Below are 16,169 nucleotides of genomic sequence, written 5' to 3' on the forward strand. Positions count from 1 at the left end.
GTTGGCACGATTTTTGCTTGTATAGAAGTGCAAGCAAAAAAGGATAGGAGGTTTTACTAAATGGAAATGGCATTGAGTAAAGAAAAAGCCGTATGGATGTATCAAAAGATGCAGGAAATCCGCCAATTTGAAGACCGGGTGCACACGCTTTTTACAAAAGGAATTTTGCCGGGGTTTGTCCATCTTTATGCTGGCGAAGAAGCTGTTGCCGTAGGAGTCTGTGCTCATCTGAATGAAAAAGACAGTATTACAAGTACACACCGGGGCCACGGCCACTGTATAGCGAAAGGCTGTGATCTAAAAGGAATGATGGCAGAAATCTATGGGAAAGCCACAGGTCTCTGTAAAGGCAAAGGCGGATCCATGCACATTGCAGATTTTGATAAAGGAATGCTCGGTGCCAACGGAATTGTTGGAGGCGGCTTTCCTCTTGCGTGCGGGGCAGCCCTCACCGCTAAATATAAAAAGACAGAAAATGTAAGCGTTTGCTTTTTTGGGGATGGTGCAAACAATCAAGGAACTTTCCACGAAGGAATCAATCTCGCGGCCATCTGGAAACTGCCCGTCATTTTCATTGCAGAAAACAATGGGTACGGGGAAGCGACACCATTTTCTTATGCTTCAAGCTGCAAATCAATCGTGGATCGAGCGGCCGGTTATGACATTCCTGGGATTCAAGTAGATGGAAAAGATGTGATGGCCGTTTATCAAGCCGCAGAACAAGCAATTGAACGAGCAAAAAATGGAGAAGGTCCGACATTAATTGAATGCATGACATATCGAAATTATGGCCATTTCGAAGGAGATGCCCAGCGTTATAAAACCAATCAAGAAAAAACAGAACACCAAGAAGAGAGAGATGCGATCGCTCTTTTTAAAAATGAATTGATCAAGCAGCAGCTGCTGACGAATGGGGAGCTATCAAAGATTGAAGCGGCTGTAGCAGAAGCGATAGATGAAGCCGTTACATTCAGTGAAGAAAGTGAATATCCAGCTCAGACCGAATTATTGACCGACGTATATGTTTCGTATCAATAAATCAGAAGGAGGAGAGGAAAATGACAAGAGAAATCAGCATGTCTAGTGCATTAAATGAAGCGATTAAACTTGCCATGAGAAGAGACGAGGATGTCATTTTAATGGGAGAAGATGTTGCTGGAGGTGCTCATGTCGATCACTTACAGGATGATGAAGCATGGGGCGGTGTGCTTGGTGTAACGAAAGGAATCGTTCAGGAGTTTGGACGTGAGCGAGTTCTTGACACACCGATTAGTGAAGCTGGCTATGTAGGTGCGGCCATGGCAGCAGCTTCCACAGGGCTAAGACCAATTGCAGAACTCATGTTTAATGATTTTATCGGCACCTGTCTGGACCAAGTGCTGAATCAAGGAGCAAAATTCCGATACATGTTTGGCGGAAAAGCAGAGGTACCGATCACGATCAGAACGACACATGGGGCGGGTTTTAGAGCAGCTGCTCAGCATTCGCAAAGCTTGTATGCGCTATTTACAAGCATCCCTGGATTGAAAGTAGTGGTGCCTTCTTCACCATACGATGCCAAAGGATTGCTGCTGGCAGCCATCGAGGATCAGGACCCTGTCATCTTTTTTGAAGATAAAACGCTTTACAATATCACAGGAGATGTTCCAGAGCGATACTACACGCTGCCGCTTGGTAAAGCAGAGGTGAAAAGAGAAGGCTCAGATGTGACCATTTTTGCGGTAGGCAAACAAGTTCATACAGCACTCGAAGCGGCAGAGCGATTAGCTACACGTGGAATTGAAGCAGAGGTCATTGATCCAAGAAGCTTGTCGCCGCTCGATGAAGAAGCCATTCTAACTTCAGTAGAAAAAACAAATCGGCTTGTCATTGTAGATGAAGCAAATCCAAGGTGCGGAATTGCCGCAGATATTTCTTCTCTGGTTGCGGATAAAGGATTCGATTTACTTGACGCTCCAATCAAAAAAGTGACGGCTCCTCATACACCGGTTCCGTTTTCACCACCGCTTGAAGATATCTATTTGCCGACACCTGATAAGGTTGTGAACACCGTATTAGAGATGGTTGGAAAGAGTCATGACAAGATCTTGAACTAAAGAAAGGAGAGAGGGAGATGGCTGTCGAGGTTGTGATGCCGAAATTGGGCATGTCAATGAAAGAAGGAACGGTATCTGTCTGGAATAAAGAGGTCGGAGAAACCGTAAATAAAGGGGAAAGCATTGCAAGCATCAACTCTGAAAAAATTGAAATGGAGATCGAATCACCTGCAGAAGGAACCATATTGGATATAAAAGTGCCTGAGGGAGAAGGTGTACCGCCTGGCACGGTCATCTGCTATATCGGTGAAGGAAATGAACAGGTCGAGGAAAAGAAAGAAAAAGACCTGCTGCCAAAACAAAAGAAAGTGAGAAAGAAAATCTCCCCTGTGGCACGTAAGATTGCTCAAAGCGCTAATCTGGATATTCATACTTTAGTGGGAACAGGGCCAGATGGGAGAATCACGAAAGCGGATGTGCTTCGGGCACTTCCTGATGAAAAAGAAAACCAACAAAATGAACCAAAGCATCAGCCAGTCAGCATGATGCGGAAAACCATTGCCTCGCGAATGATGGAAAGCCTGCAAACAAGTGCACAATTAACAATAACGATGAAAGCGGATGTGACAAAGCTGACAGCATTACAGTCTGAGTTGAACGAAACAGCCGCAGCACGACACGATATGAAATTAACCATGACCGATTTTGTAGCCAAAGCAGTGATTCTTTCCCTGCTAGAGCATCCTGCAATGAACAGTCAATATCAGAATGATAGAGTCGAAACTTTTGAGTATGTACATCTTGGAATCGCTGCTGCTTTAGATTACGGTCTGGCAGTGCCTGTTATTCGGCATGCGGAAAAACTTTCACTTATTGAGCTGGCGAAGAGTATCAAATCGTATGGCAAAAAAGCACGTGAAGGCAGACTTCTTCACGATGAAATTGAAGGCTCTACCTTTACAATCACTAACCTAGGTGCCTATGGTGTGGAACATTTTACACCGATTTTGAATCCGCCGGAAGCAGGTATTCTTGGCGTTGGCAAAGCGGATCACATGCCTGTTTATCATGGGAATGAATTATGTAAAGGGACGATCCTGCCACTCAGTCTGACATTTGATCACCGCGTGCTGGACGGAGCGCCGGCATCACAATTTTTATCAACTGTTAAAACGTATTTAGAAAATCCAGTATCCATTCTTTTATAGGAAGAAGGTGAATTGAATGACGCTTGTCATTATAGGAGGCGGGCCAGCAGGATATGTGGCGGCAATAACTGCCGCCCGTTTTGGTAGAGAGGTTGTACTAATCGACCAAGGCCTGTTAGGAGGGACCTGCCTGAATGAAGGCTGTATTCCAACGAAAGCACTTTTGCAAAGCGCCGATATGTACGAGCATGTGAAATCAGCTGGACATTTTGGAATTGAGCTTCCAGAAAAGGAGCCTGTCATTCATTGGGATGCCGTTCAAAAGCGGAAGCGGTCAGTCGTCAAGCAGCTGACTGATGGCGTTCGTTATTTGATGAATAAAAACAAAATCAGCGTGTTAAATGGGGAGGCATCATTTCTTTCAGCACATGAGCTATTGATAGAAAGTGAAGGGAAATCTGAAATTATTCAGGCAAAACAAGTCATTATTGCTACGGGATCAGAACCTACTGCTTTACCTTTCGCCCCATTTGATAGAGAGTGGATCATTGATAGTAAGGATGCGATGACGCTCCCTTCAATACCAGATTCGCTTTGTATCATTGGTGGAGGGGTGATCGGCTGTGAGTTTGCAAGCATCTTTAGCCGAATGGGATCAAAGGTTGTCATGGTGGAACAGGCAGCACACATTTTACCTGAAGAAGACCACGATACAGCTAACTGTCTTCAAGATCAGCTTCAAAAAGCAGGTGTGGAAATTTTGACATCAGCAGCAGTCAAACAGCTTGATGCAATCTCAAAAAAAGTGGTGGTTGAGAAGGATCATGGGGAGCGCTGTGAAATCAAGTCCGATCATTGTTTAGTCGCCATTGGCAGAAAGCCGAGGCTGGGAGAGCTGAATCTTGAGCAGATCGGCATTGAATTTGATAGAAACGGCATCTGCGTGAATGAGCATATGCAAACCAATCTCCCGCATATCTATGCGTGCGGTGATGTGACAGGCGGCGTTCAGCTTGCTCATGCTGCTTTTCATGAAGGAACAATTGCGGCATCACATGCATCAGGGGAAGATGTAAAGGTCAATGAACAAGTGATTCCAAGGTGCATCTACACGTCTCCAGAAATCGCTAGTGTCGGTTTAAATGAAGAGAATGCTAGAAAACAATATGGGGAGATTCGGATAGGGACATTCGCATTCTCTGCAAATGGAAAAGCACTAATTTTAAATCAGCCAGCTGGTCAAGTAAAGGTCATTGTCGAACCGCAATATCAAGAAATTTTAGGTGTATCCATCATCGGACCGAATGCCACAGAACTGATTGGACAAGCGGCGGTGATGATGCATACAGAGTTGACAGCTGATACATTAGAGCAGTTTATTGCGGCACATCCGACACTCTCTGAGGCGATACACGAAGCCTTGCTGCAAACAAATGGGCGAGCGGTGCACTGCTGATAGAGAAATTTTCTATCCGAATGACTTCCTGGGTCAGCCAATAATTGAAAGCGCTTTTATAATTATCTATAATGGATAAAAAGCCCCCAGAGGAGAGGATGGAATGAATCCGACGCCTTGCTATTTAAATACTTGGAAACGTTTTGTTCGTGAAGGTTTGCTTGATAGGTCTCGTCTGGATAAGAGAGTGATGGAGTCATGGCACAGGTGTAAACAGGCAAATGTGAATCCGTATTTAGATAAAGGACAGTCGTTGTTAGAAAAGGAATTATTCAGTGTTCAAAAAAAGAAGTACTCACTATTTCTAAATGCCGCTCTTCCTTACTTAAATAAAATCAGTCAGCAATTAAAAGAATCTGACATGATGGCCTTACTCATCGATGCAGATGGTTATGTGCTAAGTCTGACAGGAAGCCAAAGGACGCTGGTGGAAGCGAAAAAAATAAATTTTATGGAGGGCGCGCGCTGGACCGAAGCCGATGTGGGGACGAACGCTATTGGAACGGCACTGGTCATTGGGGAAGCTGTAGCGATCAACGGAACTGAGCATTTTTCAGTCGCTTCCCACCACTGGAGTTGTTCAGCGGCCCCTATTCGTGATGCAGATGGCACGATCATAGGAGTCATTGATATCTCCTGTATGGCGGATCAAAGTCATCCTTTTATGCTTGGAATGGCTTCAACAGTTGCATATGCCATAGAGAGAGAAATTCAGGTCCAGCAAAAAAGGAAAGAGATGGAGCTGATCAGTCATTGTCTCCAGCAAGTAGAAGCGGACGAGCCGTATGTTGTCTGTAATGAGAAAAAGCAGATTGTTTCGGCAAGCAGGCCGATTAGAGACCGGTTTTCAGACTGGTACGGAATGGATGTCGAGCGGCTTATGGGGGAACCATTTGCGATTCGGGGCACGCAGATCATTCAGTCGGAGCAGGACGGAAAGATGCTTGGCATGTCTTTTTCGCTTGAAGAAGCAGCGAAGAGCAATATAACCGTTTCTTTTGCTCAATTTCCCGGGGAATCTGGAACAAGTACGGTATTTCAACAGACACTCAGCAAAATAAAACGAGCGGCACAAACAGATACAAATGTATATATTTGGGGAGAAACAGGTACAGGGAAAGAACTGGCCGCTCGAGCGATTCACTTAGCTAGTGAAAGACATGAAGGACCGTTTATTGCCGTTAATTGTGGAGCCATACCTGAAAGCCTGTTAGAAAGCGAACTATTTGGTTATGCTGAAGGGGCTTTTACAGGGGCAAAACGTCATGGAGCAAAGGGGAAATTTGAACAGGCACAAAAAGGAACGCTCTTTTTAGACGAAATTGGCGAAATCCCTTATGCCATGCAAGTGGCGCTTCTTAGGGTCATTGAAGAAAGGAAAGTCGTACCGCTCGGCGGGACACACGAAATCCCTTTGGATATTAGAATCATTACAGCGACACACCGGAATATGAATGAACTGCTGAAGGAAGGAAAAATACGTGAAGATTTGTATTACCGTCTTCATGTCTATCCAATCAACATCCCGCCGCTTAGAGAAAGAAAAGAAGACATTGTTGATTTATATCGTTATTACCAAAAGAAACACCAATGGAATGCGACATTTCCTGAATCTTTTTTTCGTAAGCTAGAAGCGTACCATTGGCCAGGAAACATACGAGAGCTTTTTAATCTGTTTGAACATATAAGGGTACTGTTTCCTAAAGGAGGATGGATTGGTGAATCGCAATATGCGGAGGTATTAGAGACGATGGATCAGGAAAAGCAGAAGCTGCATCTACCAGAGTATACCGAGAATCCAAAAGAACTCACGTTTAGGGAACGCATTCAAAAGCAAACAGTGATAGACGCACTTCACAAAACGAAGGGCCATGTGTCAGAAGCAGCGAGGTCAGCAGGCGTGCCAAGAAGCACCTTTTACAAGTGGATGCGGAAGTATAAGCTGTCATGAACCCATAAAGAGCGCAGCAGCAAGGAGGCCTTGGTCTTTCAATTAGAGGTCGGGGTCTTTCTGTCATGTCTAAACAGAAAACAAAAAGGAAGGAAGAAAGGCTTGACTGTTATATTAGTATATGTTAAATTATAAAAGCCGTCGCTAATGAGACAGGAATGAAACACTTAAAAATTCTTGACACATTTTTCTGGCATAGATATAATGAAACATGTCTTATTATTCCGCAGTAGCTCAGTGGTAGAGCTATCGGCTGTTAACCGATCGGTCGTAGGTTCGAGTCCTACCTGCGGAGCCATAATGGAGAAGTACTCAAGTGGCTGAAGAGGCGCCCCTGCTAAGGGTGTAGGTCGTGTAAGCGGCGCGAGGGTTCAAATCCCTCCTTCTCCGCCATTATTGTATGGCCCGTTGGTCAAGCGGTTAAGACACCGCCCTTTCACGGCGGTAACACGGGTTCGAATCCCGTACGGGTCATGTTTTGTTTTTTGATTCGTTGGGCTATAGCCAAGCGGTAAGGCAACGGACTTTGACTCCGTCATGCGTTGGTTCGAATCCAGCTAGCCCAGCCATTTTTTATATATGTTTTTCTGCATAGCAGATGAGCCATTAGCTCAGTTGGTAGAGCATCTGACTTTTAATCAGAGGGTCGAAGGTTCGAGTCCTTCATGGCTCACCATTGTCACGCGGGTGTGGCGGAATTGGCAGACGCGCTAGACTTAGGATCTAGTGTCTTTATGACGTGGGGGTTCAAGTCCCTTCACCCGCATTGTTTTTTCAAACAGTGCACTTATGAATATATGAGCACATCATACACGCGGTCGTGGCGGAATGGCAGACGCGCTAGGTTGAGGGCCTAGTGGGTGAATAACCCGTGGAGGTTCAAGTCCTCTCGGCCGCATCTAAGAAACCAAAGTTTGTAGACCTTTGGTTTTTTTTGTATCCTCTAAAGTATAGTTACCAGTCATGATGCGGTTGTTGTCCATAAGAACATCATGAATAAATTCTTTTATTCAGCTTCTAGCTTCCTTTCATTTTTTATATTTTTAAATAAAGGTTTCGATGAGATAATTTGATAAAATGGAATTAAGTTGCATAAGGTCAACTTCAAAAAATTTATAAGCTCATGACCAATTCATGATTATCCAGAAAATACAGCAATTTGTGTCAACATAAAAATTGGTTGACTAAATTAGCCTGTCCCTATAAAACTATTCAATATGAAAAAGGAGTTATAGCATGATAAAAAGGTTTTCTCTAGTTTTACTTACTCTAATGATGTCTATAGTTGTTATGCTAGTGGCTGCCCAAAATTCCCCTGGAGATAATGTCATTTCATTTGATCAGCCTCGCATCTTAATAATATCAATTGGAATAGTGGTTTTTTTATTCATTCCTCCGTTGGTGATGTCTTTTTTCAGTAACTTGATTGTGAGAACTATATCTGGTGTATACCAATGTTTTATTGTTCTCTCTTTTCTGGTACTAATTCCAATAGGATTTTTTATTCCAGATGGCTTTTTGACAATTGTTGTTTCTATCGCAGGAACTTTAGTCAGCGTAGCTAGTCTTATAGTAACTTTAATAATAGATAGGAATAAAAATGTTGAATATTAGCTGAAATAGAAATGACATCAATTTTCTAAGAGTACAGTAATGTTTTCGTTATTACCACTTTTAAATAATACTGACAGATGTCTGAAAAATGGAATGACGTTATGAACTTGTTTATTCCTTTCGAGATTGAACGTCCATTTTGTAGAAAAAATTATCTTAAAGTCAGAGAAGAACAAAATTATGTGGGATCGTTGATTTTGTTCTTTTAAATCCTAAATTGCAATTATTTCCGATTCATGCTACAATAAGAATAATTATTTTTGTTCGGCGTAAAGGATAGCATGAAGAAAGACTTTTCGTCTTGAGGATACTTTGGGCAAGGATAGTATAATACATTGTGTGGTATACGCACGAGGAGGCAACAAACATGGAACAAGGTACAGTAAAATGGTTTAACGCAGAAAAAGGTTTTGGATTTATCGAACGTGAAGAAGGCGACGATGTATTCGTACATTTCTCAGCTATCCAAGGTGACGGATTCAAATCTTTAGACGAAGGTCAAAAAGTAACATTTGACGTAGAGCAAGGTTCTCGTGGAGCTCAAGCTGCTAACGTTCAAAAAACTGCTTAATCTTCATCCTTTTAAAACAGGTTCTCTGTAGAGAGCCTGTTTTTTTATGCTTTCACGCATTTTTTCAATAAAAAACCCTACTCAGCGTACAAGTAGGGAGGTGTTACAAGGTAATCGTAAAAAAATTCATGCTTCAAAGGTTTATCAACAGTATAGCATATTGGATTTACAATATGCGGAATTTGCCTAAATAAATTCTTTTTTTCTTTAATAAATTGAAGGATGGAAATGTTCGTAGAGAACATGTATTCAAAAATGGTGAGTGTGGAAGAGGTTCTTAACAGAAACTTTTAATTTGTTTTTCTGTAATCCCTTTGATGACTTCTAATTCACTTAGCAAAAATTCATGGGCATCATCCAGCATTTTCTTTTCACTTGCATTGAGTGCTTTCTCTTTCTTCATACGCATCAGATCACGCACAACTTCAGCACCTTCTTGGATGTTACCCGTTTTTATTTTGTTTGTGTTAATTGTATGCCGTTCTTTCCATGTCAGTAATTGATCTGATTTGCCATGCTGGAAAATGTGCATTACATTCTTTAAAGCCAGTATATCTGTAACAGGTCTAATACGTGAACCTGACATTTTCCGTGTTGGAATCATTACTTTCATATGACTGATTGACATTTTAATCACATAATACTGTTGTTTTTCATCAGAGAATTCTTTTTCTTCTATGGCTTCAATTATACCTGCTCCGTGCATTGGATAAACAATGTTATCACCAATTTGAAACATATCATCCACCTCCATATTATGTATCTACTTTAAGGGTACCACACTTATGGGTAAAATAATCAAATTTTTAATAATAACATGTTTATTTATTTGTTGTCAATAAATTTTGTTCTAAAAAAGGGAGGTTATTTTGTGGGAATTTTGGATGTGATTTTTTTCATTTGAACATATCCTCCTCGCTATAAGAAAAACAGGATATCCACAATTACAGCTCGGGAGCCAGCCTTTATATCCGTATCCAGTCATTCAAACGTAAAAAGCTGTTTATGAGGAAATCATGTTAAAAAAAAAGACTAGCCATTGAGCTAGTCTTTCAAAATGGAATCCGATCATAATGTCGAAATATCAATCACAAACCGGTAACGCACATCACTTTTCAACACCCGTTCATACGCTTCATCAACTTGATTCGCATTGATCACTTCAATTTGTGGTGCAATGTTATGAGCAGCTGCGAAATCGAGCATTTCTTGTGTTTCTTGGATGCCGCCAACGAGTGAACCAGCAATGCTGCGGCGGCCGGAAATTAATGAAAAGACGTGGAATTGATCCGGCTTAGGCGGTGCACCGACGTTCACCAAGGTTCCATCTACACGGAGTAAGGACAAATAGGCATCCACATTAATGTTGGCAGAGACCGTATTGAGAATAAGGTCGTACTGACCGGCTAGTGTCTGAAACGTATCAGGATCACTTGTAGCAAAGTAGTCTTTTGCGCCAAATGACAGCGCCTCTTCTTTTTTATTCAAAGAGCGGCTCAATACCGTCACATCAGCGCCTAGAGCACTCGCGAATTGAATAGCAACATGGCCGAGCCCGCCCATTCCGACGATAGCAACCTTTTTGCCAGGGCCTGCCTTCCAGTGCTTTAATGGTGAATAAGTTGTAATGCCAGCACAGAGAAGAGGACTTGCGGCATCAAGGGGCAGTTGATCAGGAATGCTGACGACAAATCGTTCAGTCACGACAATTTTTTGACTGTAGCCGCCATAAGTCGGCTCCCCGTCATAGTCACGGCTGTTATACGTTTGGACGACCCCTTTTGTGCAATACTGCTCGTCTCCATTTTGACAATATTCACAGGTGCCGCAGGAATCCACAAAGCAGCCAACGCCTACACGGTCTCCGATCTGAAACTTCGTCACATCATCCCCTACAGCTGTAACGACCCCAGTGATCTCATGACCTGGAACCATCGGGAAAATGCCGCCGCCCCATTCATCAAAAGCGCTGTGGATATCTGAATGACAGATCCCGCTAAATTGAATATCAATTAAAATATCATGTGGACGAAGCGCTCTTCGTTCAATGGTCGTCCGTTCAAAATTCGCTTTTGCGTGTGAAACACTTAAAACATTTGATTGGTGCGTCTGACACATTCTTGATCATCCTTTCAAAAATAAGATTCGATTCTTTCCTCTATACTGTACGTCTTAAAGTGAACTATAAGTCAACAGAAAACCTTCTGTCATAGCGAATTCAGGCTTTTATAACATTCCTGAATCAAGAATTGAGCCCAAAGCATCTTGCTTTCTTTTTCAAAATGGAGATGATGAGGAAAGGGAGATCGGAAGGTAAGAGAAAGAAGGAGGGCATAATGAAAATAGCACAAGCAGCAAAACAGCTCGATTTATCCACTGCGACACTTAGATATTACGAAAATATTGGTTTGATTAGGGAAATCAAACGTGATGATCATGGAATTCGTGATTATACAGAGAATGATCTTCAATGGATTGAATTTATCAAGTGTATGAGAAATGCAGGGCTCTCGATTGATGCGCTTAGAGAATATACAGCCTTATTTTTTGAGGATGATGATCATACGTTATCTTCGCGAAAAAACATTTTGGTCAATGAACGAGAAAGACTCGTCCAAAAACAAAAGGAAATCGAAGAGACCATTAAACGATTGGATTTCAAAATAGAAAGTTATGAAGATATTATCCACAATCATGAGAAAAAACTCGCTCATCAGCTGAAAACTCATTCTAATTAAACGAAGAAAAACCTGTGACTTGTCACAGGTTTTTTGATAGAGTTATCTTTTTGTGTAACGCACCCAGTTATAATGTGCGTGGAGCGGGGTAACACCGTTGTAGGAGCCGAGCCATTCATCGACACCTGCACCATTCCACAGGTTCATCATAATTTTCCCTGGTGTTTGAGGAATTTGAGTGGTGGCGGTATGCTTTAATTGTCCATCGACATACCATTTGATAGAGTTTGGCTGCCAGTCAAATGCATACGTGTGATAAGAGTTCGCTGCATCGAAACCAAGGTTGACGATCTTTTCATGATTTCCTACACCATTGGTATAGTAGTTAAACTGTACCTTTGTCGTATCTTTTCCTAGAAATTCAATGTCAATCTCATCCCAAGGCGTGCCATCAGTCGGTCCCGTATAAGTGAAGAAAGAAGAGACGATCCCCACATTTTTGGCTGGCTTCATGTTGACTTCATATAGCCCATAGCCGTAAGTTTGTGTGGAGCGGTTTTCTCCGCAGTCAAACTTGTTATAGGCGGGACTTGTGAGCGATAAACGCATTTCACCTGATGAGGTCATCGACACGTTATTTGCACGCCACGTACAGTTAAACATGTTTCCATTCGAGTATCCATCGGCTTTTTGCCATAACCCCGTATTATAGTTGTTAAAAGGTTCATAAAACGATCCACCCGTTTGTGCCGAGGCACCCGCAGTAAATGTGGACAAACTCAAGACTAATCCAGTGACAAGCAGCATCAACATTCGTTTCATACGGTACATATTCGCATTCTCCTCTCCTTTTGTGGAAGCGCTTTCTTTATTGATCATACATGATTCTTTCAAAAGGGAAAATCGGTCTAAATAATGATAAACAGCGTGTATTATTTAATAGAATTGAAAGAAGGATCATAAGTAAAAAATAATGATTGACATTGCGGACAGTTGTCCGTAAGATAATATCGGGACAATTGTCCTAAGAAAAACCTAAAGTGTTTTGATTTAACACATAGAGATAAGTGTCATGTGGATGAAGGTAAAGAAGGTGAGCATGGTGGAAAAGGATATTGGGGAGGAAATTGAAGAGATCGCTTTCTCCTTGTTTCAAGAATTTGGTGTGGAAAATGTCAGCATGCATAAAATTGCGAAAACAGCTGGTGTTGGGCAGGGTACTCTTTACCGCCGCTACGCCAATAAAAGTGATTTGTGCCTTTCTATCCTTGGGGAGAGATTTGAACAGCTGATACCAGCTTTGCATCTTTACTTGAGCAAAATAAGTGATCAGCCGGTCCGTGAACGTTTGCGCTACGTTCTTGAAGAAATTCATCTCATCGTCGGTCACCATTTAGACTGGATTCGGATGCTCACAATTTCTGGGAATTTAGAGCAGACAAGTAAAGTGTATGAGAGTCATTACAGTCAATCACTTAGACAAATCATTCGTGATTTGCTTGAAGAAGCGAGAGAAAAGGGAGAAGCGAACATACAGGATATAGAACTGACAACGTTATGTATGTCCTCTCCAATGACGCCTGAGCTCATGTTTTATATACATGAATCCGGCTATTCAATCGAAAGAATAGCTCAATTTGCTGCAGAAAAACAGATTTTATCCGTCTTTCAATAGACATGAAAGTGGCTCATTTCTGACCACCCTGACTTCCTAAGGTTCATCTAAATTGAAAAAGAAAAGGAGCCAACTTAATATGAACAAACAGAAAGCAGCAGCTTCTGACATTCGAACGCTGCCCATAATTATTTCTTTTATCACGGCTGGATTTATTGGCCTGTTCAGTGAAACGGCATTAAACATGGCGCTGAGAAGTTTAACGTTAGACTTTGGAATTGAAGCGACGACTGCTCAGTGGCTGACAACAGGATATTTATTAACACTTGGTATTCTCGTACCGATTTCAGGACTCATTCTTCAATGGTTTACGACAAGACAGCTTTTCATTACATCGCTTGTCTTTTCGATCATCGGAACATTTATTGCGGCGGTTGCGCCGGTCTTTAGTATTTTAATGGTAGCACGTGTCGTGCAGGCAGTCGGTACAGCATTGCTTCTGCCATTGATGTTTAATACGATTTTGGTCATCATCCCGCCTCATAAACGAGGCAGATCAATGGGGATTATTGGTCTTGTGATCATGTTTGCACCAGCAGTCGGTCCAACCGTCTCCGGTCTTATTCTGAAATCGCTGACGTGGCATTGGATTTTCTGGATTTCACTTCCTTTATTAATGGCTGCACTCGTATTTGGTTTTATTTTTATGCAAAATATTACAGAACCAACAAGACCGAAAATCGACATCTTATCAATTGTGCTTTCAACCATTGGTTTCGGCGGAATTGTGTATGGCTTTAGCAGTGCCGGTGAAGGCGGCGGCTGGAGCAGTATGCATGTGATCGTGGCAATTGTAGTAGGTGTCATTGGGATTCTTGTGTTCTCTTTAAGACAGTTGAACATGAAAGAACCAATGCTGAACTTAAGCCCGTTTAAATATCCGATGTTTGTCATTGGGTTGCTTCTGATTTTAGTGTGTATGATGGTGATGCTGTCTGCTATGATGATTTTACCATTGTATCTGCAAACATCCTTGGCACTTTCTACATTTACAGCAGGTTTAATGCTGTTGCCAGGTGGAATTATCAACGGACTCCTATCTCCAATCATGGGTGGTCTATTTGATAAGTTTGGTCCAAAATGGCTTGTCATTCCAGGTCTTGTCATTGTCGCAGCGACGATGTTTGGCTTTACGAATCTAAGTGTGAATACGTCGATTGGATTCATTGTCACCCTTCATATTACCTTAATGATCGGAATCGCGATGATCATGATGCCTGCTCAAACAAATGGATTGAATCAGCTGCCGCCAGAGCTATATCCGCATGGTACAGCGATTATGAATACATTGCAGCAAGTGTCAGGAGCCATTGGTACAGCGGTCGGTATCTCGATCCTTTCTTCAGGCGCCCGCAGCTTTATGGAAAATGTGTCTGATCCCGCAAATCCGGTGAATCAGCTGCTCGCCTTTACAAATGGCGTCCAGCATGCATTTATCTTTGCTGTGATCATGACCGTGATTGGTCTAATTATCGCTTTCTTTATTAAACGAGTGAAGGTAGAACAGCAAGTTTCATAAGAGAAATCAAAAGCACTGAGGACATAGCGCCGCAGTGCTTTTTTATTTGCTCAATGCTTGTTTCAAAGAGAGGGGAAAAGGGGAGATAGGTAAAAAGTGAACCAATATAAGTTGCTGTTGATTCGGTAGGAGGAAAAGAGCAAAAGGAAACGAATGAGTAACTAAGAAATGAATAAGATAGGAGTCTGAGATCATGAACTTAGAAGAACAAATCAAAATCGCTGCTTCATTACGCCAGGCATCTGAAGGTTCATTAGCGAGTCAATCGGAACTAAAGCCAGTAAATCCTCCTGAAGTGAACAAAATGGAATATGACATTCCAACAAGTGCTGGCGAAACAAAGGTGTGGGTATTTAAGCCAGTGAACACACAAAAACAGCTGCTTCCTGTTTTTGTGAATTTACATGGCGGCGGATTTATCATGGGCAGTGCTGAAATGGATAATCCCTGGTGTCCAGTCATTGCAGACCGGGCGCAATGTATCGTCGTCAATGTCGAGTATCAGCTTGCACCCGAGCACCCTTTCCCAGCCGCTCTTCATGAATGCTACGATGTACTGAAGTGGCTGTATGAACATCCTGAGGAGCTTCAAATCGATCGGAATGCATTAGCTATTGGCGGACATAGCGCAGGAGGAAATTTGGCAACGGCTGCTTGTCTATTGAATATTCAAAAAGGAAATACACTCCCAATTGCCTATCAAGTGCTTGATTATCCGCCGCTTGATCTAGCCACTGATCCAGCACAAAAGCCAGTGTTTGAAGAAGCGATTCCAGTTGAATTGGCGAGACTCTTTAATTCCTTCTATCTGCAAGGCCAAGATCCGCACAATCCGCTCGTTTCTCCGGTTTTTGCAGATCGTTCATCCTTAGCACAAATGCCTCCTGCTCTCGTCATCACAGCAGAGAAGGATTCGCTGGCTGAAGAAGCCGAGCAATATGCTGCTAATTTAAAAGAAGCTGGGGTAGACGTCACGTACAGACAATTTAAAGGCGTTCCACACGGCTTCACGCACGCCGGAGATTTAGCCATAGCTGAAGAGGCTTGGCATTTGATGGGGGATCAATTAAAGAAAGCGTTTGAACAGAGACTTTGAGGGCTTCTTTTCATAAATAGGTAAAGCACAGGTGCAACCTGTGCTTTTTACTTCTCTTTAATTGTGACAAGCTGTCTAAAGAGATTGATTTACTAATACTTGAATTTGACTATCTTTCTCTATTTAGTTCTAATACTATTGATAAAAGCTTTTCTATCATGCTTAACTTGTAATGTTTTTTGCGCATTTTGATTTAATCTATCCACTAATGCATCAAGCGATTTACCTTCAAATGATGAAAATAGTGTTAAATAAGTCTGTGCAATTGTTTTTGTTGCTGCTGTTAGTTTTGTCGATTTCGCAATATCTGATTTTAAGGAGCCTACGTCAGTTTTTGCTTTTGCTTTTAACTGACTTTTCAACTCATTTTGTTGTTGGACCTTTTTTATCATTTCTAGTTCAGCGTTCATATCAGGCACTAATTA

15 protein-coding genes and 7 tRNA genes are annotated in these 16,169 nt (G+C 42.1%); 18 read left to right on the plus strand and 4 right to left on the minus strand.

Going from position 1 to position 16,169, the window contains the following annotated elements; all coding sequences use genetic code 11:
- Positions 1–60 precede the first annotated feature (60 nt).
- The 14 genes from NSQ25_RS02605 to NSQ25_RS02670 all read left to right on the plus strand — a co-directional run bounded on the left by NSQ25_RS02605 (position 61) and on the right by NSQ25_RS02670 (position 8,776).
- On the plus strand, positions 61–1,038 hold the full coding sequence (locus NSQ25_RS02605) for a thiamine pyrophosphate-dependent dehydrogenase E1 component subunit alpha (RefSeq protein WP_065215277.1): 978 nt from the start codon (positions 61–63) through the stop codon (positions 1,036–1,038).
- Positions 1,039–1,058: 20 nt separating this feature from the next.
- Entirely contained in the window at positions 1,059–2,096 is a 1,038-nt protein-coding gene (locus NSQ25_RS02610; RefSeq protein WP_070326714.1) for an alpha-ketoacid dehydrogenase subunit beta, read from the plus strand.
- A gap of 17 nt (positions 2,097–2,113) precedes the next feature.
- The gene (locus tag NSQ25_RS02615; protein ID WP_326136030.1) at positions 2,114–3,244 is read left to right on the plus strand and encodes a dihydrolipoamide acetyltransferase family protein; all 1,131 of its coding nucleotides are present in this window, start codon (positions 2,114–2,116) and stop codon (positions 3,242–3,244) included.
- Positions 3,245–3,260: 16 nt separating this feature from the next.
- On the plus strand, positions 3,261–4,640 hold the full coding sequence (gene lpdA / locus NSQ25_RS02620) for a dihydrolipoyl dehydrogenase (protein ID WP_326136029.1): 1,380 nt from the start codon (positions 3,261–3,263) through the stop codon (positions 4,638–4,640).
- A gap of 103 nt (positions 4,641–4,743) precedes the next feature.
- The gene (locus NSQ25_RS02625; protein ID WP_326136028.1) at positions 4,744–6,591 is read left to right on the plus strand and encodes a sigma-54-dependent Fis family transcriptional regulator; all 1,848 of its coding nucleotides are present in this window, start codon (positions 4,744–4,746) and stop codon (positions 6,589–6,591) included.
- 223 nt (positions 6,592–6,814) lie between these two features.
- Positions 6,815–6,889: transfer RNA gene (locus NSQ25_RS02630), tRNA-Asn, on the plus strand.
- Between the two features lie 4 nt (positions 6,890–6,893).
- Positions 6,894–6,984 (plus strand) — tRNA-Ser (locus NSQ25_RS02635).
- A gap of 9 nt (positions 6,985–6,993) precedes the next feature.
- Positions 6,994–7,065: transfer RNA gene (locus NSQ25_RS02640), tRNA-Glu, on the plus strand.
- Positions 7,066–7,085: 20 nt separating this feature from the next.
- Positions 7,086–7,160 (plus strand) — tRNA-Gln (locus NSQ25_RS02645).
- A gap of 31 nt (positions 7,161–7,191) precedes the next feature.
- Positions 7,192–7,267: transfer RNA gene (locus NSQ25_RS02650), tRNA-Lys, on the plus strand.
- 7 nt (positions 7,268–7,274) lie between these two features.
- Positions 7,275–7,357, plus strand: a tRNA-Leu gene (locus tag NSQ25_RS02655).
- 48 nt (positions 7,358–7,405) lie between these two features.
- Positions 7,406–7,489: transfer RNA gene (locus tag NSQ25_RS02660), tRNA-Leu, on the plus strand.
- A 338-nt stretch (positions 7,490–7,827) separates the two neighbouring features.
- On the plus strand, positions 7,828–8,205 hold the full coding sequence (locus NSQ25_RS02665; RefSeq protein WP_034284113.1) for a hypothetical protein: 378 nt from the start codon (positions 7,828–7,830) through the stop codon (positions 8,203–8,205).
- Positions 8,206–8,572: 367 nt separating this feature from the next.
- On the plus strand, positions 8,573–8,776 hold the full coding sequence (locus NSQ25_RS02670) for a cold-shock protein (protein ID WP_003214229.1): 204 nt from the start codon (positions 8,573–8,575) through the stop codon (positions 8,774–8,776).
- A gap of 277 nt (positions 8,777–9,053) precedes the next feature.
- On the opposite strand, the gene NSQ25_RS02675 is transcribed toward NSQ25_RS02670, so the two are convergent.
- Together NSQ25_RS02675 and NSQ25_RS02680 are read right to left on the minus strand one after the other, a co-directional pair.
- Positions 9,054–9,515 (minus strand): CarD family transcriptional regulator, encoded by a 462-nt coding sequence (locus NSQ25_RS02675; protein ID WP_098677662.1) that lies wholly within the window; start codon positions 9,513–9,515, stop codon positions 9,054–9,056.
- A gap of 329 nt (positions 9,516–9,844) precedes the next feature.
- Positions 9,845–10,894 (minus strand): NAD(P)-dependent alcohol dehydrogenase, encoded by a 1,050-nt coding sequence (locus NSQ25_RS02680; RefSeq protein ID WP_041116774.1) that lies wholly within the window; start codon positions 10,892–10,894, stop codon positions 9,845–9,847.
- Between the two features lie 218 nt (positions 10,895–11,112).
- On the opposite strand from NSQ25_RS02680, the gene NSQ25_RS02685 reads away from it, so the two are divergent.
- Positions 11,113–11,514, plus strand: coding sequence for a MerR family transcriptional regulator (locus NSQ25_RS02685; RefSeq protein ID WP_326136027.1), 402 nt, complete (start codon positions 11,113–11,115; stop codon positions 11,512–11,514).
- A gap of 42 nt (positions 11,515–11,556) precedes the next feature.
- On the opposite strand, the gene NSQ25_RS02690 is transcribed toward NSQ25_RS02685, so the two are convergent.
- Positions 11,557–12,285, minus strand: a complete 729-nt coding sequence (locus NSQ25_RS02690; RefSeq protein WP_046313988.1) for a glycoside hydrolase family 16 protein — start codon at positions 12,283–12,285, stop codon at positions 11,557–11,559.
- A 271-nt stretch (positions 12,286–12,556) separates the two neighbouring features.
- Between NSQ25_RS02690 and NSQ25_RS02695 the strand changes: the two genes are divergently transcribed.
- The 3 genes from NSQ25_RS02695 to NSQ25_RS02705 all read left to right on the plus strand — a co-directional run bounded on the left by NSQ25_RS02695 (position 12,557) and on the right by NSQ25_RS02705 (position 15,744).
- On the plus strand, positions 12,557–13,129 hold the full coding sequence (locus tag NSQ25_RS02695; protein ID WP_025093568.1) for a TetR/AcrR family transcriptional regulator: 573 nt from the start codon (positions 12,557–12,559) through the stop codon (positions 13,127–13,129).
- Positions 13,130–13,208: 79 nt separating this feature from the next.
- Entirely contained in the window at positions 13,209–14,648 is a 1,440-nt protein-coding gene (locus tag NSQ25_RS02700) for a DHA2 family efflux MFS transporter permease subunit (protein WP_087975221.1), read from the plus strand.
- Positions 14,649–14,841: 193 nt separating this feature from the next.
- Positions 14,842–15,744, plus strand: coding sequence for an alpha/beta hydrolase (locus tag NSQ25_RS02705; protein ID WP_326136026.1), 903 nt, complete (start codon positions 14,842–14,844; stop codon positions 15,742–15,744).
- Between the two features lie 119 nt (positions 15,745–15,863).
- On the opposite strand, the gene NSQ25_RS02710 is transcribed toward NSQ25_RS02705, so the two are convergent.
- The gene (locus tag NSQ25_RS02710) at positions 15,864–16,163 is read right to left on the minus strand and encodes a hypothetical protein (RefSeq protein WP_163115561.1); all 300 of its coding nucleotides are present in this window, start codon (positions 16,161–16,163) and stop codon (positions 15,864–15,866) included.
- Positions 16,164–16,169 lie beyond the last annotated feature (6 nt).

This window comes from Bacillus sp. FSL R5-0512 (assembly GCF_038593295.1).
GTDB classification, from domain to species: Bacteria; Bacillota; Bacilli; order Bacillales; family Bacillaceae; genus Bacillus; species Bacillus safensis.

Excerpts from the sequence above, each read along its gene's own strand:
- NSQ25_RS02605 (WP_065215277.1), top strand. The coding sequence starts at position 61 with ATGGAAATGGCATTGAGTAAAGAAAAAGCCGTATGGATGTATCAAAAG.
- NSQ25_RS02610 (WP_070326714.1), top strand. The coding sequence starts at position 1,059 with ATGACAAGAGAAATCAGCATGTCTAGTGCATTAAATGAAGCGATTAAA.
- NSQ25_RS02615 (WP_326136030.1), top strand. The coding sequence starts at position 2,114 with ATGGCTGTCGAGGTTGTGATGCCGAAATTGGGCATGTCAATGAAAGAA.
- lpdA (WP_326136029.1), top strand. The coding sequence starts at position 3,261 with ATGACGCTTGTCATTATAGGAGGCGGGCCAGCAGGATATGTGGCGGCA.
- NSQ25_RS02625 (WP_326136028.1), top strand. The coding sequence starts at position 4,744 with ATGAATCCGACGCCTTGCTATTTAAATACTTGGAAACGTTTTGTTCGT.
- NSQ25_RS02665 (WP_034284113.1), top strand. The coding sequence starts at position 7,828 with ATGATAAAAAGGTTTTCTCTAGTTTTACTTACTCTAATGATGTCTATA.
- NSQ25_RS02670 (WP_003214229.1), top strand. The coding sequence starts at position 8,573 with ATGGAACAAGGTACAGTAAAATGGTTTAACGCAGAAAAAGGTTTTGGA.
- NSQ25_RS02675 (WP_098677662.1), bottom strand. The coding sequence starts at position 9,515 with ATGTTTCAAATTGGTGATAACATTGTTTATCCAATGCACGGAGCAGGT.
- NSQ25_RS02680 (WP_041116774.1), bottom strand. The coding sequence starts at position 10,894 with ATGTGTCAGACGCACCAATCAAATGTTTTAAGTGTTTCACACGCAAAA.
- NSQ25_RS02685 (WP_326136027.1), top strand. The coding sequence starts at position 11,113 with ATGAAAATAGCACAAGCAGCAAAACAGCTCGATTTATCCACTGCGACA.
- NSQ25_RS02690 (WP_046313988.1), bottom strand. The coding sequence starts at position 12,285 with ATGTACCGTATGAAACGAATGTTGATGCTGCTTGTCACTGGATTAGTC.
- NSQ25_RS02700 (WP_087975221.1), top strand. The coding sequence starts at position 13,209 with ATGAACAAACAGAAAGCAGCAGCTTCTGACATTCGAACGCTGCCCATA.
- NSQ25_RS02705 (WP_326136026.1), top strand. The coding sequence starts at position 14,842 with ATGAACTTAGAAGAACAAATCAAAATCGCTGCTTCATTACGCCAGGCA.